The 18,497-nt window shown below is 68.1% G+C and carries 18 protein-coding genes; 5 read left to right on the top strand and 13 right to left on the bottom strand.

The window, feature by feature from the left end; all coding sequences use genetic code 11:
• Nucleotides 1–19: 19 nt before the first annotated feature.
• The 6 genes from ACVOK1_RS08480 to ACVOK1_RS08455 all read right to left on the bottom strand — a co-directional run bounded on the left by ACVOK1_RS08480 (nucleotide 20) and on the right by ACVOK1_RS08455 (nucleotide 5,539).
• Nucleotides 20–703 (bottom strand): rhomboid family intramembrane serine protease, encoded by a 684-nt coding sequence (locus ACVOK1_RS08480; protein ID WP_406235321.1) that lies wholly within the window; start codon nucleotides 701–703, stop codon nucleotides 20–22.
• A 93-nt stretch (nucleotides 704–796) separates the two neighbouring features.
• Nucleotides 797–1,135, bottom strand: coding sequence for an MGMT family protein (locus ACVOK1_RS08475; RefSeq protein WP_254051438.1), 339 nt, complete (start codon nucleotides 1,133–1,135; stop codon nucleotides 797–799).
• Nucleotides 1,132–2,052, bottom strand: a complete 921-nt coding sequence (locus ACVOK1_RS08470) for a DMT family transporter (RefSeq protein ID WP_481561742.1) — start codon at nucleotides 2,050–2,052, stop codon at nucleotides 1,132–1,134. Before ACVOK1_RS08470 ends, ACVOK1_RS08475 begins: the two co-directional genes overlap by 4 nt.
• A gap of 188 nt (nucleotides 2,053–2,240) precedes the next feature.
• Nucleotides 2,241–3,599 (bottom strand): glutathione-disulfide reductase, encoded by a 1,359-nt coding sequence (gorA, locus tag ACVOK1_RS08465; RefSeq protein WP_481561741.1) that lies wholly within the window; start codon nucleotides 3,597–3,599, stop codon nucleotides 2,241–2,243.
• Nucleotides 3,600–3,712: 113 nt separating this feature from the next.
• Nucleotides 3,713–4,957: a DUF418 domain-containing protein gene (locus tag ACVOK1_RS08460; protein WP_481561739.1), complete on the bottom strand. Its 1,245-nt coding sequence runs from the start codon at nucleotides 4,955–4,957 to the stop codon at nucleotides 3,713–3,715.
• A 99-nt stretch (nucleotides 4,958–5,056) separates the two neighbouring features.
• Nucleotides 5,057–5,539 (bottom strand): FKBP-type peptidyl-prolyl cis-trans isomerase, encoded by a 483-nt coding sequence (locus ACVOK1_RS08455; RefSeq protein WP_108769506.1) that lies wholly within the window; start codon nucleotides 5,537–5,539, stop codon nucleotides 5,057–5,059.
• 111 nt (nucleotides 5,540–5,650) lie between these two features.
• Here ACVOK1_RS08455 and ACVOK1_RS08450 point away from each other — a divergent pair, with 111 nt between their 5' ends.
• From ACVOK1_RS08450 to ACVOK1_RS08440, 3 genes are all read left to right on the top strand, one after another.
• Nucleotides 5,651–6,190 carry a C40 family peptidase gene (locus ACVOK1_RS08450; protein ID WP_116862721.1) on the top strand — a complete coding sequence of 180 codons (540 nt, stop codon included), beginning with the start codon at nucleotides 5,651–5,653 and terminating at the stop codon, nucleotides 6,188–6,190.
• A gap of 131 nt (nucleotides 6,191–6,321) precedes the next feature.
• Nucleotides 6,322–7,092 carry a C40 family peptidase gene (locus ACVOK1_RS08445; RefSeq protein ID WP_108769508.1) on the top strand — a complete coding sequence of 257 codons (771 nt, stop codon included), beginning with the start codon at nucleotides 6,322–6,324 and terminating at the stop codon, nucleotides 7,090–7,092.
• Between the two features lie 239 nt (nucleotides 7,093–7,331).
• Entirely contained in the window at nucleotides 7,332–8,684 is a 1,353-nt protein-coding gene (locus ACVOK1_RS08440) for a sigma-54 interaction domain-containing protein (protein WP_406235312.1), read from the top strand.
• Nucleotides 8,685–8,811: 127 nt separating this feature from the next.
• Here ACVOK1_RS08440 and ACVOK1_RS08435 read toward each other — a convergent pair whose 3' ends face one another.
• The 7 genes from ACVOK1_RS08435 to ACVOK1_RS08405 all read right to left on the bottom strand — a co-directional run bounded on the left by ACVOK1_RS08435 (nucleotide 8,812) and on the right by ACVOK1_RS08405 (nucleotide 15,914).
• Entirely contained in the window at nucleotides 8,812–10,107 is a 1,296-nt protein-coding gene (locus ACVOK1_RS08435) for a transporter (RefSeq protein WP_481561738.1), read from the bottom strand.
• 45 nt (nucleotides 10,108–10,152) lie between these two features.
• Complete coding sequence (locus ACVOK1_RS08430; RefSeq protein WP_108769511.1) at nucleotides 10,153–10,902, bottom strand: hypothetical protein; 750 nt, start codon at nucleotides 10,900–10,902, stop codon at nucleotides 10,153–10,155.
• Between the two features lie 13 nt (nucleotides 10,903–10,915).
• Entirely contained in the window at nucleotides 10,916–11,620 is a 705-nt protein-coding gene (locus tag ACVOK1_RS08425) for a C39 family peptidase (protein ID WP_481561737.1), read from the bottom strand.
• A 139-nt stretch (nucleotides 11,621–11,759) separates the two neighbouring features.
• Nucleotides 11,760–13,142, bottom strand: coding sequence for an adhesin (locus tag ACVOK1_RS08420; protein ID WP_116862715.1), 1,383 nt, complete (start codon nucleotides 13,140–13,142; stop codon nucleotides 11,760–11,762).
• A gap of 45 nt (nucleotides 13,143–13,187) precedes the next feature.
• Nucleotides 13,188–13,811 carry a hypothetical protein gene (locus ACVOK1_RS08415; protein WP_200753264.1) on the bottom strand — a complete coding sequence of 208 codons (624 nt, stop codon included), beginning with the start codon at nucleotides 13,809–13,811 and terminating at the stop codon, nucleotides 13,188–13,190.
• Nucleotides 13,808–14,347, bottom strand: coding sequence for a hypothetical protein (locus ACVOK1_RS08410; RefSeq protein WP_164072944.1), 540 nt, complete (start codon nucleotides 14,345–14,347; stop codon nucleotides 13,808–13,810). The genes ACVOK1_RS08415 and ACVOK1_RS08410 overlap by 4 nt, the downstream gene beginning before the upstream one ends.
• Before the next feature lie 232 nt (nucleotides 14,348–14,579).
• Nucleotides 14,580–15,914 (bottom strand): dicarboxylate/amino acid:cation symporter, encoded by a 1,335-nt coding sequence (locus ACVOK1_RS08405; protein ID WP_108769516.1) that lies wholly within the window; start codon nucleotides 15,912–15,914, stop codon nucleotides 14,580–14,582.
• Nucleotides 15,915–16,067: 153 nt separating this feature from the next.
• Here ACVOK1_RS08405 and ACVOK1_RS08400 point away from each other — a divergent pair, with 153 nt between their 5' ends.
• Complete coding sequence (locus ACVOK1_RS08400; RefSeq protein WP_406235306.1) at nucleotides 16,068–17,774, top strand: alkaline phosphatase; 1,707 nt, start codon at nucleotides 16,068–16,070, stop codon at nucleotides 17,772–17,774.
• Nucleotides 17,771–18,316, top strand: a complete 546-nt coding sequence (locus ACVOK1_RS08395) for a WG repeat-containing protein (RefSeq protein ID WP_481561736.1) — start codon at nucleotides 17,771–17,773, stop codon at nucleotides 18,314–18,316. The genes ACVOK1_RS08400 and ACVOK1_RS08395 overlap by 4 nt, the downstream gene beginning before the upstream one ends.
• Nucleotides 18,317–18,497 lie beyond the last annotated feature (181 nt).

The following is an 18,497-nucleotide window of genomic DNA, read 5'->3' as shown; positions in this document are numbered from 1 at the left end:
AAGAGAGGCGCGGCGCGCCTCACTTCACGCTGCGCAGGTGGTTCGGCCGCTTGCGTGGGCCGGGCGGGCCCGGCGGGCGATGCTTGTTGAACGGCGGCTGCCCCCGCCAGTAGCGGATCAGCAGCCAGCCGAACAGCATGCCGCCGAGGTGGGCCAGATGGGCGACGCCCGGATCCCAACCGGTCATGGCCATGACCACCTCGGTCACACCCATCAATATCACGAAGGTCCGCGCCGTCATCGTGATTGGCGGGAACAGCAGCCGCATCACCCGGTCGCCGAACACCATGCCGTACCCCAGCAGCAGGCCGAACACACCGCCCGAAGCGCCCAGCACCGTGGCCGGGTTGTCCAGCATCGTTCCCACGATCAGCTGGCAGACGCCGGCACCGGCGATGCAGACCAGGTAGAAGACCAGGAACCGCTTCTCGCCCCAGGTCTGTTCCAGCGGCGAGCCAAGCAGGAACAGCAGCAACATGTTGAAGAACAGGTGCGCAAAGCCGCTGTGCAGGAAGCCATAGGTCAGCAGCTGCCACGGCTGGAAATTGCCGCCCGGGGAAAACGCATCGAAACCCTGCTGCCACGGCTGCAGCATGAACGGTTCGAAGGTCTGCATGCCGAGCAGGAACGGCTGCTGCAGCAGGAACAGGATCACGTTGGCGATCAGCAGAGCCTTGGTGACGGTGGGCAGTCGCGGGAACATGGGAATACCGGCATGGAACGGCCTCCATCATAGCCGCAGCCTCACGACAGCGTGGCGACCGCCCTGCCCGTTCCGTTCAGTCGCCGCTGGTGATCAGCCCGGGCCCCAGATCGCCGCGTCCAGCGCGGCAGCCGGATCGCTGGCAGGCATGCGCACGCGGCCGTTTTCCACCACCACGCCTTCGGCGCGCAGCCGCTGCGACTGCTCGCGCCAGCCGGCCGAACCTTCGGCCATGGCGATGCGCCCGTCCGAGCGCAGCACGCGGTGCCAGGGCAGGTCCGGGTCTTCGTTCTGGCCGAGGATGCGCGCGGTCAGGCGCGCGCGCCCGGGCAGGCCGGCGCGCATCGCGACCTGGCCATAGCCCAGCACCTGGCCCGGCGGGATCGCACGGATCACCGCCAGGATGCGGTCACGCGCCTGCTCCGGCGTCAGCGCCGCAGGCGGGTCACCAGCAGTACGCCGATCAGCACCAGCACGGTGCCGGCGATCTGCGCCGGCCCCATCGGCTCGTCGAGCAGCCATAGACTCATCACGATGGTGGAAACCGGGCCCAGCATACCCACCTGCGCGGCCAGCGACGAGCCGACGCGCTGCACCGCCAGCATGATCGCCAGCACCGGCAGCACGGTGCACACCGTGGCGTTGACCAGCGACAGCCACTGCACCGGCGCCGGTGCCTGCCACAGCAGCGGCAGCGGATGGGTGATGGCGAAATGCAGCAGCACCAGCACGCCGGCCACGCAGCTGGCATAGGCAGTCAGCCTTACCGCACCGATGCGCGCGACCACCTGGCCGCTGCCGAACAGGTACAGCGCGTAGCTGAGCGCGCTGCCCAGCACCAGCAGGCTGCCGACGATGATCTGCCCGCCCTCGCGCTGCAGGTCATGGCCGAAGGCCAGCAGCACGCCCAGGTAGCTCAGCACCAGCGCCGCGACCTGCCAGCGGCCCGGGCGCTGCCGCGCCAGCAGCACGTTGATCAGCAGCACCAGGGTCGGGTTCAAGTACAGGATCAGCCGTTCCAGGGTCACGCTGATGTACTGCAGGCCCTGGAAATCGAGCAGGCTGGACAGGTAGTAGCCGGTGAAGCCCAGCCACAGCACGCGGGCACGGTCGGCCCAGGACAGCGGTTCGGCACGGCGCGCCGACCACAGGGCCATCAGCACGAACAGCGGCAGCGCCATCAGCATGCGCAGGGCAAGCAGCGTGGTGGCATCGACGCCGTGGCGCAGGCCCAGCTTGACGATGATGGCCTTGCCGGACGCGGCGATGGCACCGACCGCAGCCAGGCCGATGCCGCCCAGGGCAATGCGCGGGGAGGTCGTAGCGATGCGGGGGGAAGGGTTGGACATCAGGACGACGGCAGGCCGCAGGGTGCGGCCATGGGGTATGTGGGGACGCGCATTGTCGCATGCGGGCGCCCGCTGCCCGCCTTGTAGAGTCGAGCCATGCTCGACTGACTTCCCACCGCAGTCGAGCATGGCTCGACTCTACAGATGGGCGCAGCCGAGCATGGGCTCGGCTCTACAACAACCGCGCGTCAGCGCATCAGCACCACTTCCTCGGCCGAGGTCGGGTGGATGGCCACGGTGTCGTCGAACTGGGCCTTGGTCGCGCCCATCTTCACCGCCACCGCGAAGCCCTGCAGGATCTCATCGGCTGCTTCGCCGAGCAGGTGGATGCCGACCACGCGCTCCTCCGCACCGGCACACACCATCTTGAACAGGCTGCGCTGGGTGCCGTTGGCCAGCGCCTGCAGCATCGGCCGGAACCGGCTGTGGTAGACCGTCACCTGATCGAAGCAGGCGCGTGCTTCTTCCTCGCTCATGCCCACCGCGCCCAGCGGCGGGTGCGAGAACACCACGCTGGCCACGTTGCTGTAATCCATCTTCGCTTCAGGGCGGCCGCCGAACAGGCGGTCCATCAGGCGCCGTGCCGCGGCCACCGCGACCGGGGTCAGGCCGACCTTGCCGGCAATGTCACCCACCGCATGCACGCTGGGCACCGCCGTGGTCTGCCACTCATCCACCTCCACCTGCTGGTGTTCGCCGATGCCGATGCCCAGCGCTTCCAGGCCGAGGTCGCGGCTGTTGCCACGGCGGCCGGTGGCGAAGAACACTGCATCGAACACGCTGTCCAGCGGGCCGTCATGGCCGAACGCGCGCACGCGCCCGCCGTCGCGCTGCAGTTCACGCAGGCGGTAGTCGAAATGGATGCGCACGCCCTGCTGTTTCAGGTTCTCGGCCAGCTGGTCGGTCAGTTCATGATCGAAGCGCTCCAGCAGCCGGTTGCCACGCACCAGCAGGCTGACCCTGCTGCCCAGCGCCTGCAGCAGGCCGGCCAGTTCCACCGCGATGTAGCCACCACCGATGATCGCCACTTCGGCCGGCGCACTGCGCAGGTCGAAGAAATCATCGGAGACCAGGCCCAGCTCCGCGCCGGGAATGTCCGGGCGCTGCGGGTGCGCGCCGGTGGCGATGAGGATGTGTCCGGCGCTGTAGCGCACGCCATCGCTGCAGTCCACGGTATGCGCGTCGACCAGGTGGCCGCGCGCCGGGATGCGCACCACGCCGGTTTCGTCCAGGCGCTTGTTGTAGCTGGTATGGATGTTGGAGATGTAGGCCTGGCGATGGATCACCAGTTCCTTCCACGACAGCGCCGGCCGTGCCGGCACATCGAAGCCCATCGCACTGGCCAGGCCGATGCGCTCGTGCAGGTCGGCCGCCAGCCACATCGCCTTTTTCGGCACGCAGCCGACGTTGACGCAGGTACCGCCCAGCGCGCCGGGTTCCAGCAGCGCCACGCGCTTGCCGTGCTGGGCCGCGCGGATGGCACCGGCCAGGCCGGCGGAACCGCCGCCAAGCACGATCAGGTCGTAGTCAAAGGATGCAGTGCTCATCGGAATCGCTCGAAGAAAGAAGATGCGTGCCGCTCAGCGGTTCACGGCCACAGGCAGCGAGCATGCCATGGCGCGTACCCACCACGATGTGAGCGGCAGCAGAACAGTTCAGTTCACCCGTGCCCGCGTTCGCGGCGCATCGGCGGCCATTGCCGGTAGGTCATCGCACGCCACAGCCATTCCATCGGGCCGAAGCGGAAGCGCCGCAGCCACAGCTGCGAGATGCCCACCTGCAGCGCGAACAGCAGCAATGCGAACACCAGCTGCCATGCGCGCGGCATCAGGTCGAACCAGCCCAGCCCGTAGTGGTTGAACAGCCAGGTGCAGACCAGCGACTGCGCCAGGTAGTGGGTCAGCGCCATGCGCCCCGCCGGTGCCAGCCAGCCCAGCCGCGCGCGCCAGTGCACGATCCACGCCAGGTAGCCCAGGCACATCGGCACCGCGCCGACCGACACCAGCGACATCACCGCGGTGGTTTCAAAGCTGTATTCGCCTGGCGCCAGGTACGGCTTCCACAGTACCCCGCCCAGAGTGACCAGCAGGCCCAGCGGCAGCGCGACCCAGCGCAGGCTGGCATACAGCCGCGGGAAGCGCTCCGGCTCGGTCAACGCACCACTGGCGGCGAACCAGCTGCCGATCAGGAACATGCCCAGCACTTCCGGCCCGGTGATCACCAGCGCGCCCAGCGAGCTGCCGAACTCCTGCAGCCGCTGCACGTTGCCCTGCATCCACGAGCCCTGCCCGTACACCAGGCGCTGCTGGTCGATGGCCTGCTGCGCGTCCACCAGCATCTTCTGCAGGTCCGGCGGCGGCGAGATCGTCACCATCGCGCCGATCAGCAGCATCATCGACACGCCGGCCAGGTAGACCACGATGCCCATCCACGGCAGCCAGCTGCGCGGCGCTTCGCGGCAGGCCAGCAGAGGCAGCGACACCAGCGCGTACATCACCAGGATGTCGCCGGACCAGACCAGCAGCGCGTGGCACAGGCCGATCAGCGCCAGGCCGAGGCTGCGCCGCAGGTAGAACGGCGCGAATTCACGCCCGGCCGCCTGCGCGCGTTGCGCCATGACCGCAAAGCCGGCACCGAACAGCAGCGAGAACAGGGTGAAGAACTTGCCCTGCACGAAGATGTAGACGAAGGCGTCGGCCGCGTAATCCAGCCCGTGCCAGCGCGTGTCGATGCCGGTGAAGGCCAGATCCAGCGGTCCGCTGAGGGCCTCGATGTTCATCAGCAGGATGCCCAGCAGGGCCACCCCGCGCAGCACGTCCAGCACCGCGATGCGTTCGCCGGACGCTACCGGCTGCAGGGAAGGGGAAGCGGCGTTCACGGGGCATCCGGCAGGCAGGTCCGTCATTATGCCGCCGCCCTGCGCGCCATGGACGGCCGCGCCCTGTTCCAGAAACGCAACGACCCGCCGAAGCGGGCCGTTGCTGCCATCACGATCGCGGGGCGATCAGTGCTGGTGACCACCGTCGCCATGGACGTGGCCGTGGTCGATTTCTTCCTTGGCGGCTTCGCGCACTTCAACGATCTCGACGTCGAAATGCAGGTCCTTGCCGGCCATCGGGTGGTTCAGGTCGACGTCGACCACGCTCATGCCGACCTTCTGCACGGTGACCGCGCGCGGGCCGAAGTTGGTCTGCAGCACGACCTGCTGGCCCGGGACCAGCTTGGCGGTACCGAAGTGCTTCTTCGGCACGCGCTGGGACAGGCCTTCGCGGCGCTCGCCGTAGGCATCGGCCGCCGAGACGTCGACGTCGAAGGTCGCGCCGGCTTCCTTGTCCATCATGGCGTTTTCCAGGCCCGGGATGATGTTGCCGTGGCCGATCAGGATCGACAGCGGCTCACCGCGGTCCTTGGACGATTCGATCGGCGCCTGGCCGACCTCGGAGACGGTGTAGTGGAAGCGGACAACGCGGTCTTTTTCGATCTTCATGCGCAACTCTGTCTGGATCTGCCGGAGGCAGGCGGGTTGGGGCGGGTTGTCGCCCGGCGGGGACGCCGCCATCATGACGGCCAATCCAAGGTGGCGCATTATCCGGAGAACATGCACAACACGCCAGTTTCGTCCGGCCTGCGCCGGATCCTCGCGCCCGCCCTGCTGCTGGCCCTGCCCCTGCTGCTGGCCGCCTGCGGTGGCGGCAAGGCCGTCCGCCCCGCCACGCCGCCGCCCACGGCGCACTGGCCGGCCACCACGCCGGACAACCCCGAGGCTGCCAATTCGGTGCTGATGCGCGCCATCAGCCTGGTCGGCACGCCCTACCGCTATGGCGGCAACACCCCCGATTCGGGCTTCGACTGCAGCGGCCTGGTGACCTACGTCTACCGCGAGATGGTCGACCTGAAGCTGCCGCGCACCTCACGCGACCTGGCCGCCGTGCAGGGACCGAAGATCGATCCGCAGCGCCTGGCCACCGGCGACCTGGTGTTCTTCGGCAGCCGCGGCAACGTCACCCATGTCGGCATCTACGTGGGCGAAGGCCGGTTCGTGCACGCGCCGAGCACCGGCGGCACCGTCCGCCTGGACTCGCTCAGCGGCGCCTACTGGAAAGACCACTACACAGGAGCGAAACGCGTTCTTCGCTAAAATGAACAGGCGATATGTTCAAAACTGTGATGGACGTCACTATGGAAATAACGGTTTATTAACGGAATTTTTAACTTATTGACGCTTTTACAGGGCATGATGCCCCATCGTTTTTTTCCTGTGACCGACGCGTGACGACTGACGACCTGCAAGGCCAAGGCCAGACCGCCGCTTCTTCACGTAGTGTCCGCCCGCTTTTCCTGGGCCTGGCGCTGTGTCTGACCAGCCTTCCGGCCTGGTCGCAGAGTGCGCCCACCAAGACCGATGCGACCCCGGCCACCGTGGCCGAGACCGCCCGGCCGGCCGCCAAGGCCGACGCTGCCGCTCCCCAGCGCAGCCGCGCCGATGCCGCCGCCAGCGCCACCCTGGCCGCCCTGCTGCCGCATCTGGCCGCCAATGACACCATTCCGCTGATGGACCGTTCGGCGATGGTTGCCGGCGACCTCAGCCGCCTGCTTGCCAACTACGACACCAGCAGCGCCGCCAATGGCAGCGTCGTTGGCACCGAGGCCGACAACGGCAAGGTGCAGTCCCTGCTGCGCCGCGCGATGACCCTGCTGGGCACCCCCTACCGTTGGGGTGGCAGCAACCCGGACAGCGGCTTCGACTGCAGCGGCCTGGTCGGCTACGTATTCCGCTCGGCGCTGGGCATCGAGCTGCCGCGCGTCTCGCGCGAAATGGCCCATGACAACAATGCCGAACTGATCAACGACCGCGCCGCGCTGGCGGCGGGCGACCTGGTCTTCTTCGGCCGCAAGGGCCGCGTCGACCACGTCGGCATCTATGTCGGCGAAGGCCGCTTCCTGCACGCACCGAGCACCGGCAAGGACGTCCGCGTCGACACCCTGCTCAGCGGCTACTGGGGCAACAAGTTCATGCAGGCCCGCCGCGTCGACCTCTGACCCGGACGCCCGCACCCGCACTGGAAGCCGCTGCCCTGCAGCGGCTTTTTTGTTGTCCACCTCCCCTGACGTGCAGATGCGTGGCCGCTGGCCGCCGCTGCCTGCGTTGGTCACTGATGTCACGGCGGGATACATGCCGCGACCGGCCGCTGGATGCGGCCATGGCATCCCGGCGTGGGGCGGCACGCGCGATGCCCGGTCTGACACCGCCCGCGTTGCCCGGATGCTTGGGGGAAGGCATGGCGGCAAGCCTGCAGGTTCCATCACGCTGTGTGATCTGGTTCGGCCAGCCACTGGCGAGCGAGCGCGACGCGCTGGCGGCGGCCGGCTGGCAGCTGCGCTGCGTCAGTCCCTCGCCGGCCATGGCCGTGGGCCTGCGCGGCCGCGACCATCTGGTGGCCGTGCTGGACCTGCGCCACCTGGATGCGGAGGCGCTGCAGCCCATGCTGCCGTGGGTCGAGCAGCACCACCACCTGCCCTGGCTGGCCGTGCTGCCGGGCGGTCTGGATGTGCCGCCGCCCAGCTGGGCGGCGCTGCTGCGCGCCTGCCAGGACCAGTTCACCCTGCCCCGCGAGCTGCAGGACCTGCTGACCGCGATGCAGCGCGAATGCGGCGAGGATGATCCTCCCGCAGCGGCGATACGCGACGGCGGCGGCCTGCCCGCGCTGATCGGCGACAGCCCGGCCCTGCTGGCCGTGCGCGCGTCCCTGCACAAATTCGCTCCGGTCGAGCTGCCGGTGCTGGTGACCGGCGAAACCGGCACCGGCAAGGAGCTCGCCGCGCAGGCCCTGCACGCCCTGTCCGGGCGCGCCGGCCGGTCCTTCCTCGCAGTCAACTGCGGGGCCATCCCGGCAAGCCTGGTGCAGTCGGAGCTGTTCGGCCACGAGCGCGGCGCCTTCACCGGGGCGGCCCAGCGCCGGGTCGGCCTGTTCGAAACCGCCGACGGCGGCACCGTGTTCCTGGACGAGGTGGGCGACCTGCCTGCCGACGCACAGACCAGCCTGCTGCGCGTGCTGCAGGAAGGCACGCTGGAGCGGGTCGGCAGCAACCAGCCGCTGCGGGTGGATGTCCGCGTGCTGGCGGCAACCCATGTCGACCTCGAACAGGCCGTTGCCCAGGGGCGGTTCCGCCGCGATCTGTACTACCGCCTCAACGTGCTGCGGCTGCCGATGCCGGCGCTGCGCGACCGTGGCAACGACGTGCTGCTGCTGGCCGAGCACTTCCTGCGCAGCTTCCGCAACCGCCATCCCGGCCGCGCCCGTGGCTTCGATCCCGGTGCGCGCGTGGCGATGCGCCAGTTCGACTGGCCGGGCAATGTGCGCGAACTGCTGAACCGGGTGCAGCGCGCGGCAATCGTCAGCGAACACGAGCTGATCAGCGCCAGCGACCTGGATCTGGCCGACGCCGACGCCCCCTCGCCGCGCGCGGTGCTGCAGGACGCACGCGGCCAGGTCGAGCGCGATGTGCTGCTGCGGACACTGAAGATGCATGGCTACAACGTGTCGGCCTGCGCGCGGCACATGCAGGTGTCGCGGGTGACGGTGTACCGGTTGTGCCGGAAGCACCGGCTGGAACTGCCGCCGGAGCGGTAGTGCCGGGCGCTGCCCGGCAGGAAGTCAGCCGAGCATGGCTCGGCTCTACTGGAAGCGTGAGGGTCGCTGCAAAAAAAAGAACGCCGGGCCAGGCCCGGCGTTGCCGATGCAGGATCACCGCAATCAGCTACAACATGTACGGCACCTTGAACGACAGCGTGAAGTCCGGTGCATCCGGGGTCAGGCCGATGCCCAGCAGGGTCACCATCGTCGCGTGCTGGTTCAGCGCGTAGGTCACGCCCAGGTTCAACGACGCCGCGTTGGCATCGCTGCCGATTACCTTCACCCACTGCCCGCCCTGGAACCGCGTCGACGCGCGTGCACTGATCTTGTCGCTGAAGGAAATGCTCAGGCTGGTGCGTTCGTTGAAGGCGAAGGCCACGCCGGCACCGAAGTACACCGACCCACCCAGCTTCACATCGCCGGGGTTCACTGTGTCCGGGTTGCTGTCGATATCGTCGAAGCCACGCGGGAAGGAATGGATGTAGCCGGCGTTGGCGAACAGGATCGCCGGATCGGCGGTCTTCACCATCGACACGCCCAGGTTGGCCTGCCAGACGCCGTTGCCGGTCGGCTGTTCGCGCGGGACCGCGAAGCGGATGTAGTCATCGTCATCACGCTCGATCACCCGCCAGTCCAGGCCATACGGTGCGCGGCCGGTCGGTGCGGTGACGCCGCCGGTCAGCACCGTTTCCGGGCGCCAGCCACGCTCGCCGAACAGGCGGTAGTTGGCGCTCATGCTGACATCGCCGATGCCGTTGCCGTTGGTCTCTTCCTGCGCGATCGCCGCCGCCGCGCCGCCCGCACCACCCTTCTGGTACACGGTGCGCCGTGCCAGGTAGGGCACGTCCATGTTCAACGTCAGGTTCGGGCTGACACCCCAGCGCGCGGCCAGGTTGTAGGTCAGCGAATCGGACTCGACATTCTCGATGGCGATGTTGCCGAGGAAGATCGCATCCAGCGCCAGGAAGCCGTTGAGGGAGAGCTGCTTGCGGTCATAGCGCGCGTAGGTGAGGCTGTTTTCAACGGTGAACCTGCGCGAGAACAGCGCCGCCTGCTGCTGTTTCACATCGTCCACGCTGCGCCGCGCCTCCTGCTTGGCTTGCTGGGCCTCGGCCGCGGTGCTGGCATAACCTTCGCTGCTCGGTGGCACGGCGGCCGCCGCCGCAGGCGCCAGGGGCGCCGCCGGGATCGTGGCGCCGCCGGCCCGTCCGCTCAGGCGGGCCTGCATGGCCTGCACCTGCATGTCCAGCTCGCGCAGGCGTCGCACCTCCTGCGCGTAGTTGGCCTTGAGCTGCTCGAGCTGGGTGATCAGTGCCTGTACATCGGCACCGTCCTTGGCCTCCGCCGCCGGTTGCTGGGCGAAGGCATTGGCCGCCAGCGCCGCCAGCGCCAGCGGGGTAAGCCGCAAATAGGTGTGCATGTCGTTGGCCTGCGTTGTCCGTCCTTCCCCCTTGACCGGGCCGTGTTACTGGCCCGGGCCCATGCCGCGGTTCAGCGCGATCGCCTGGGCCACGCTCTGGCTCAACGGCTGGTTGCTGGCCACGGTGCTGCGTACCAGCTCAAGCTGCAGCCGGTTGCTTGCCACTTGCCCATCACCGGACAGGGCGATGCCCTGGCCGACGCTGCCATTGCGGATCCACTGCTGGACCAGGCCCTGGCCGTCGATCTGCAGCATCAGGCGCGCCTGGTTACCATCGAGCACCGCCGTGGCACTGGTCCCGCCCTGCTGCATCTGGGCGATGCGGTTGCCATCGTCGGTGGTGGTCGGCACCGCGCCATCACGCACGGTCAAGGTGGTCACGTTGCGCGCGGTGTTGCCATCGCCGGCCACCTGCACCGCCTGCACCAGGCCGGTGGCGTTGGCCAGGCCGCTGCTGTCGATGCTGCGTCCGTCCGGGGTGGGCATCGGGGCATCGGCGTTGGTGACCTGCACGTGCGGCTGGAACGTCAGCCGCGGCGTACTGCCCTGGCGGAAGTCCATGCCCAGGGTCAGCGCGCCCTGCACGCTGCTGCCGTTGGCACCCTGCCATTGCGAAATCATCGTTACCCCGAACCAGGCCACGTTGTTGCCGCCCACGGTGTAGCGACCACGCATCAGGTTCAGTTCGGGATCGGGTATTTCCTTCAGGCCGCGCCCTGGTGCGCCTTCAGCGGCCCAGGCGGGCAGCACCGGCAACAGCAGCAGCGTGGCGATCAACAAACGTTGGCACAGCATGATCGGGCCTCCTTCAGAACAGGTCGGCATGGCTGAAGCCGAAATCGACCAGTTCGGCATCGGTGATCGGGCCCTGCCGCGCGTACAACGCACGCGCACTGGGCCGCTCGCTGGGTTGCAGAAGAACAGTGTTGCGATCGAAGTCGCTGCCGATGACGACGAAAACAGCGCGCGACGGCCACGCTTCGTTGAATTCGGCCAGGGACAGGCTGCGGTTGCCGAGGATGGGGTCGGCCACCTCGACGATGCCACCACGGACCTGCTTGAGCACCACGAAGTGGCGGAACCCGCGTACGTCCATCAGCACCAGGCCGGGCACGCGCAGGTTGCGCAGCCGGCTTTCATCGATGCGGTAGCCACGCCCGCGCATGCCGAGCGATTCGACATAGCGCTTGATGTCCAGCAGCGAGAAACCGCGTTCCTTCACCAGCTGCGGATCGGACACGTCCATCATCCCTTCGATCACCGTCGCCTCCGTGGTGTCCAGGTGGTAGGCGTAGCGCAGGATGGTGGCCAGTGCGGCCGCGCCACAGCTGTAATCGGTGTGTTGCCGCACCAGGTTGCGGTAGCGCCGCTCCTGCATGCTCTCCACCTTCTGCTGCATCAGCGCGCCGTTGGGCAGTACGCCGGTGAACTTGACGTCGCCTGCCCATGCGTGGGCGCTGCCCAGCAACAGCAGGCAGGACAGCAGGCGGATCCAGCAGCGGTGTGCGGCCATGGTGCCCTCCAGCAGAAGGAAGGAGCCCCTGCCCCAAGGGGGAGGAGGAGCAGGGGCTCCCGGGGGACCCGGCCATTGGCGGATGGCCGGGCTTGTTGCACTCAACGCAGCTTCGCTGCGAAAGCGGTCACGCCAGGTGTTACTCGCCGCCGCCGGTGCCGCCACCGCCACCGGTGCTCGGCTGTGCCACGGCCAGGGCCAGGCTGTTGGCCTGCAGGTTGCCGGTGCCCGAGGCGACGTTCACGCCGATGTTGCCGGAGGCGCCCGAGAACGCACTGCCCGACAGCGCCGAGGTGTTGGTCGCATTCACGTTCACCCAGCGGGTGGTCGTGACGGTGCCGCTCAGGCTGGCGTACAGGTCGGCGACGCCCAGTTCGACGAACTGGCTGGTGCCGCTTTCACGCGTATCGAAGCCCAGGCCACCGACGCCCTGACGGTACGGGTTCGGCGTCGCGTTCTGGATCTCGTTGTCCAGATCGATGTGGCCGGTCGCGTTGCCACCCGGGTGCGGCAGGTCGCCACTCCAGGTATCCAGATAGTAGTTGGCCATCTGGTAGGCATTGCCACGGCCGCTGTAGGTGCCGGCGCCATAGGCCAGGGTGAGGCCGCTGACACCGCCGCTCATGCCGACCTGCACCGTATCGGTGTAGGACTGCACGAAGCCGGCATTGCTCACGGCATTGCCGCTGGACACCTGGTTGGAGCTGATGCTGGACTGGGCCATCGCGCTGGTGGCCACCGACGCAGCGAGCGCGTTCTTCTGCTCGTTGTTGTTGCCCGACGCGATGTTCACGCCGATGTTGCCGGACGCGCCGCCGAAGGCATTGCCACCGAGGCCGGCAGCGTTGGTGACGCCGGAGTTCATGGTGGTGTTGCCCATGCCGGACTGGTTGACGAACACTTCGGCGTCGGCCATGCCGAAGCTGAAGGACGCGTCAGCGGCGGACAGCGAAGCCGCATTGTCCTGCGCGTTGTTGTCACCGGCCACGACGTTGAAGCCGAGGTTGCCCGAGGCACCCGAGCCGACGTCATCGGCGATCGAGGCGCTGTTGGTGACCAGGCTGTTGGACGCGGCGTTGTGGCTGATCGACTGGCGGTTGTCGATGACCGCGATGGCGGCCGAATCCAGGTCGATGTCACCGGTGATGGTCGGATCGCCGGAGAAGTTCACGTCGCTGCTCAGGCGCAGGTCCTTTTCCAGGTTCACGTCGACGCCGTGGTTGTTCTTTTCCTTGCGCTCGTCGGCCTGGATGTTGCTGTTCTTCTGTACCTGCTCGTTGACCGTACGGTTGCGGGTCACGCTCGAGCTGTCGGTGTTGTTGCGTACCGTGGTGTTGGTACGGGTCCAGTTGCGGACCTCGTTGTCGGTGTGGTTGTGGGTGTCGTTACGGGTTTCGGTCACGACATGGTTGTGGTTGATGTTCGCGTTGGCGTTCTGGTTGTCCCAGCCATTGGCCGCGGCGGCGGTCGAGGCAGAAGCAATTGCCATGGCGAGCAGAGACTTCTTGAAAGTCGCGTTCATGGTGTCCTCTCTCTCATCAGTGATACATCGGGTGGTGGGTACTGCTCACGGGTTGCCCTGGACGACCATGCCAAGCACGTTGGCCGTGTCGTTGCGGGCTCCCGCGATCTGATTGAGTTGCAGGACACCGTCGAAGCCCCGCAGTGCCGAGGCGGAAACCCCGACGCTGCGGATACCCGCCGCAACACCGTCGCCGGTGTCGCCCTGCCCCCCTGTTGACGCGATGTCCGACGCCGCCAAAGCCGCGTCGTCGGTCTCGCGTATCCCTTGCCGGGCCAGCGTCGCGCTGACGACGTTGAGCGTCGTGTTGGCGATGCCACTGGCCTGGTTGATCGATGCGATGCCACTGGCGCCGTTCAGCGCCTGGCCTTCGATATGTGCGCTGGCCTGCAGCGGCCCCGACAGCACCACGTCGGCATGGCGCTGCTGGCGTGCAGCGATGGCGACGTTGGCCTGGTCGCCGGTGGCCATGCCCTGCAGGTTGGCCTGGATGTTCAGGTCGCCGCTGGCCTGGTTGACCATGATGGCGCCACTGGCACCGGCCAGCGCGCGGTCGCCGATACGGGCCACGTCCAGATAGGACAGCATGCCGCTGTAATCATCGGCCCAGGCCAGTGCGGGCGCACCCGCCAGCACCAGCAGCAGCGCGCCACGCGCCGCGCGATTCACTTGCCACCTCCCTGCGGTGCCGCGCCCAGCGGGAACTGCGCCAGCGCGCCGCGCACGGTATCGCCGATGCCGCGGGTGGTGTTGCCGACGGCGCCGAGCGGGCCGCTCATCGCACCGCCCAGGCTGTTGCCACCGAGCGCGCCGTCACTGGAACGGCCCAGCGTGCCGCCGAGGGCCTGGTGGGTCACCCGCTCCACGGTGGTGCCGCCTGGCGCGGCCATGCGGCCGGTCTGCCCCGCCCCGAGCCCGGCATAGTCGTCATCGCTCAATTCATCCATGCCGCTGGAGCCGCCGCCGCTGCCGAGTGCGGTGGCGATCTCATGCTGCGGTTTGGGATCGGCGATCAACGCCATGCCGGGCGGCGCCATGCGATAGGCCGGACGTGCGGCCACATCGCGCAGCAGGACGATCTCGCCCGGCTGCGCCTTCACTCCCTGGCGCGCACCCGAGGCGGCGGCCGCCAGCGGGCAGGCCAGGGCCAGCAGCAGCGCCAGCTGCCGGACCGAGGAACCCAGATGGGTGGTGCTGCTGTCCATGCCGCTCTCCCGTTGCGTATGCGCAGGGACATAGCAGCTTCCGTGCCAACTTCCAAACCGCTTGGTAGCAAGCGGTTCAGCCAGTCGAGGGGGTGGCGCGTTGCCAGCAGGGTGTTACAGAGGCGTTCGGATTTCGTTTGCCTTAACGTGCAGGAAACAACGCTGCACAAGGCTCGGCAGGGGCTGTATCAGCGGTGTTACAGGTGCTGATACAGCCCGTTGCAGTGCCGCTTCAGCTACGCGGCGGGGTCGGGTCGGGATCATCCAGGCCGACATTGGTCGACGGGTTGTCGTACACCGACTGGTCGAGCAGGCCGGTTTCCTTGGCCACCAGCACCGGCACCAGCATCTGGCCCGTCACGTTCGTCATGGTCCGCATCATGTCCAGGATGCGGTCGATCGCGTACAGGTAACCGATGGTTTCCAGCGGCAGGTTGGCCGCACTCAGCACCACGGTGGCCATGATGACCGCCGTGCCCGGCACGCCGGCCGTGCCGAAGCTGCCCAGCACCGATGCGATCAGCACCACCACGTACTGCTCCGGCGTCAGCGGCACGCCGCTGTACTGGGCGATGAACACCGCGCACAGCGCAGGGTAGATCGCACCGCAGCCGTCCATCTTGATGCTCGCGCCCAGCGGCACGGCGAACGAACCATAGTCCTTGTTGACGCCCAGGTTGTGGGTGATCGAACGCAGCGCCACCGGCATCGCCGCGAAGCTGGACGAGCTGACGAACGCCACCTGCATGCCCGGCGCGGCACCGCGGAAGAACTTCAGCGGATTCAGCCCGTGCGAGAGCAGCAGCGCGCTGTAGACCACGATGATGTGCAGCGCGCAGGCCACGTACAGGGCCAGCACGAAATGGCCCAGCGGCAGCAGCTTCTCGAAGCCGTAGCTGCCGACCAGGCCGGCGATCAGGCCGAACGTACCGATCGGGGTGACTTCCAGTACGAAGCGGGTCACCTGGATCATGATGTCGCTCATCTGGCCGACCAGCTTGCGCGCCTCGGTCACCTTCTCGCCGAGCTTGACGATGGCGAAGCCGACCAGGCCGGCGAAGAAGATCACAGGCAGGATCGAACCACGGCCGGCCGCCAGCACGGTCTCGCCCGCGGCGTTGACCTTGGTGCCGATGCCCGACAGCGCGTAGAACACGTTGGACGGCACCACGTCCAGCAGCACCTGCACCACGCTGGGTACTTCGCGCGGCACGTAGTTGTTGGCCATCGACAGCTGCAGGCCACCGGCGCCGGGCTGCAGCACCGTGCCCACGCCCAGGCCCACGCACACCGCCAGCGCGGCGGTGATGACGAACCACAGGAACGTGCGGCCACTGAGCGCGGCGACCGATTTCTGGCCGTGCAGCGAGGAGATGGCGTTGATGACCGCGAAGAACACCAGCGGTACCGCGATCATCTTGATGAGGGTGACGTACAGCTCGCCGAGCGGGCCGAACCACGTTTCAGCGGCCGGGCCAAGCGCCCAGCCCGCCAGCGCGCCGAGCACGAAGCCACCGACCACGCGCTGCCAGAATGGAATCCGCAGCCAGGCAGAGACCAGTTTCATAGGCAATCCAGGGGGGAAGGAAGGGATGCTGGCACGATAGCCCAAGCGGGCAGGCGGTACGACCGCCCCACCGGCAAACTGTGTGTCATCGGCGTGCATTGCAGGGTTGGGCATAATGAACGCCCCGTTACACTTTGTGAGATCCCAGCGTCCATGCGTCGTTCCGTCTCCCTGTTGGCCGCCTGTGCCACCACCCTGCTGCTGGGCGCCTGCGCCAGCACCACCCCCGCCTCCGCCCCGGCCGGCCTGAAGGTCGCCGTTGATCCGGTCGCCCATCCGGCCGGCGAGACCCCGCAGTGGTGGTACCGCAGCGGCGCCGCCCAGGCGGCCGCCAATGGCGCGATGTCCGGCAAGGCGAAAAACGTCATCCTGTTCCTGGGTGACGGCATGAGCCTGACCACCGTCGCCGCCTCGCGCATCTACGAAGGCCAGCAGAAGGGCGGTTCGGGCGAAGAGAACCTGCTGTCCTGGGAGCGCTTCCCGGCCACGGCGTTCAGCAAGACGTACAACACCGATTCGCAGACGCCGGACTCGGCCGGCACGATGACCGCCATCACCACCGGCGTGAAGACCCACATGGGTGCGATCGGCGTCAGCGCCGGCAGCCGCAGTGACTGCGCCGACAGCCTGTCCAAGGGCCTGCTGACCTGGCTGCAGCTGGCCGACAGCGCCGGCTTGGCCACCGGCATCGTCTCCACCGCACGCCTGACCCACGCCACCCCGGCCGCGACCTACGCGCACTCGCCCGAGCGCAACTGGGAAAACGACACCGACCTGACCGACGCCGCCAAGGCCGCCGGCTGCAAGGACATCGCCCAGCAGCTGCTGTCGACCTCGCGTTATGGCCGTGGCCCGCTGGTCGCCCTCGGCGGTGGCCGTGGCGAATTCACCACCGTGGAAGAACGCGACCCCGAGTACGACGACAAGGTCGGCCAGCGCCTGGACGGGCGCAGCCTGGTGCAGGAATGGCAGCAGTCGCATCCGCAGGGTGCCTACGTCTGGAACAGCACGCAGCTGGCGGCCGCGGCCACCGCGCCGGCCATCCTCGGCCTGTTCGAGCCGGACCACATGCGTTACGAGTACGAGCGCCCGCAGGACCCCGCCGGTGAGCCGAGCCTGGCCGAGCTGACCGCCGCGGCGATCAAGAACCTCGCGCAGCACCAGGAAGGCTACGTGCTGATGATCGAAGGCGCGCGCATCGACCACGCCAACCACAGCGGCAACGCCTACCGCGCCCTCACCGAAACCGTCGCCCTGTCCGACGCGGTGCGCGTGGCCAACGAACTGACCTCGGCCGACGACACCCTGATCATCGTCACCGCCGACCACTCGCACACCCTCAACTTCGTCGGCTACCCGGCACGCGGCAACCCGATCCTGGGCAAGGTGAAGGACAAGGGCGGCGAAGACGGCGCCGGCAAGCTGGACTACGCGCTGGATGGCAACGGCCAGCCGTACACCACGCTGAGCTACGCCAACGGCCCGGGCCACACCGGCACGACCAACCAGCAGCCGGCCGGCCCCAAGGTCTACCCGCACAACCCGAGCAGCTTCGAACAGGCCAACGGCCGCCCGAACCTGCATGACGTGGACACCGAGCACCCGGACTACATGCAGGAAGCGCTGGTACCGATGAAGTCCGAATCGCACGGTGGCGAAGACGTGGGCATCTGGGCACGCGGCCCGGGCAGCAAGGCCATCCGCGGCACCCTGGAACAGAACGCGATCTACCACATGATCGTGCAGGCCACCCCGGCCCTGCGCGAGCGCCTGTGCCAGGCCGGCACCTGCGACGACAAGGGCGTGCCGGTGCAGCTGCCGGCGCCGACCGCCTTCGAGCGCAAGGCCGAGGCGCAGTGACGGCACGGCCTGAGCGGCCGTCGTCTGCCAGCGGCCGCCTCGCGCGGTCGCTGGCACTGTGCGGCCTGCTGGCCAGCGGTGCGGCGTGGGCGCAGGCACCGGCGTGCACGCAGCTGACGGAAGAACAGGGCCTGGTGGCCCTGCCCGGCTGCGAGGTGGACGCACACCAGTTGAAGCTCAGCGCCGACGCGCTGAAGGGCCTGCAGTACGACGCGCAGGGCCTGGCGGTTGTGCATGCCGATGGCGGCTTCCACTACGTGGCCCGCAACGGCGGCAGCCTGCCGGTGCTGGCCTGGGACAACGGAGCGGACACGCCGCAGGAAGGCCTGCTGCGCGGGCGCGTGGGTGACCGCGTGGGCTACTTCGACCTGCAGTTCCGCCAGGTGATTCCGGCGCTGTTTGATTTCGCGTGGCCGTTCGAGGACGGCGTGGCGGAGGTCTGCAACGGGTGCAGGCGTGGCACGCCGGATGGCGATGGGCATACGCCGATGGAAGGCGGCGAGTGGTTCCGCATCGACCGCACGGGACGTCGGGTGAAGTAGGTTTTTTTTGCAGGGCTGCGCCCTGCCCCCCCGGTAGTGCCGGCCGCTGGCCGGCAACCTCAACGTCAGGAGCGGCATTCCGTGGGATGGCGGGGCACTGTGGGTTTGCGGGGACGCCGTAAACCCGTCCATGGGGGCTTGGTCGCCGCATCCATGCGGCTCACACCCCGCAAACCCACAG

It is taken from the genome of Stenotrophomonas sp. STEN087, assembly GCF_056759115.1.
The sequence above is the reverse complement of the archived record's forward strand: the minus strand, read 5'-3'. Positions and strand labels throughout refer to the sequence as shown.

Bases quoted from the DNA above. Each gene is read 5' to 3' on its own strand.
- ACVOK1_RS08480 (WP_406235321.1), bottom strand. From the start codon at position 703: ATGTTCCCGCGACTGCCCACCGTCACCAAGGCTCTGCTGATCGCCAAC.
- ACVOK1_RS08470 (WP_481561742.1), bottom strand. From the start codon at position 2,052: ATGTCCAACCCTTCCCCCCGCATCGCTACGACCTCCCCGCGCATTGCC.
- gorA (WP_481561741.1), bottom strand. From the start codon at position 3,599: ATGAGCACTGCATCCTTTGACTACGACCTGATCGTGCTTGGCGGCGGT.
- ACVOK1_RS08460 (WP_481561739.1), bottom strand. From the start codon at position 4,957: ATGACGGACCTGCCTGCCGGATGCCCCGTGAACGCCGCTTCCCCTTCC.
- ACVOK1_RS08455 (WP_108769506.1), bottom strand. From the start codon at position 5,539: ATGAAGATCGAAAAAGACCGCGTTGTCCGCTTCCACTACACCGTCTCC.
- ACVOK1_RS08450 (WP_116862721.1), top strand. From the start codon at position 5,651: ATGCACAACACGCCAGTTTCGTCCGGCCTGCGCCGGATCCTCGCGCCC.
- ACVOK1_RS08440 (WP_406235312.1), top strand. From the start codon at position 7,332: ATGGCGGCAAGCCTGCAGGTTCCATCACGCTGTGTGATCTGGTTCGGC.
- ACVOK1_RS08435 (WP_481561738.1), bottom strand. From the start codon at position 10,107: ATGCACACCTATTTGCGGCTTACCCCGCTGGCGCTGGCGGCGCTGGCG.
- ACVOK1_RS08430 (WP_108769511.1), bottom strand. From the start codon at position 10,902: ATGCTGTGCCAACGTTTGTTGATCGCCACGCTGCTGCTGTTGCCGGTG.
- ACVOK1_RS08425 (WP_481561737.1), bottom strand. From the start codon at position 11,620: ATGGCCGCACACCGCTGCTGGATCCGCCTGCTGTCCTGCCTGCTGTTG.
- ACVOK1_RS08420 (WP_116862715.1), bottom strand. From the start codon at position 13,142: ATGAACGCGACTTTCAAGAAGTCTCTGCTCGCCATGGCAATTGCTTCT.
- ACVOK1_RS08410 (WP_164072944.1), bottom strand. From the start codon at position 14,347: ATGGACAGCAGCACCACCCATCTGGGTTCCTCGGTCCGGCAGCTGGCG.
- ACVOK1_RS08405 (WP_108769516.1), bottom strand. From the start codon at position 15,914: ATGAAACTGGTCTCTGCCTGGCTGCGGATTCCATTCTGGCAGCGCGTG.
- ACVOK1_RS08400 (WP_406235306.1), top strand. From the start codon at position 16,068: ATGCGTCGTTCCGTCTCCCTGTTGGCCGCCTGTGCCACCACCCTGCTG.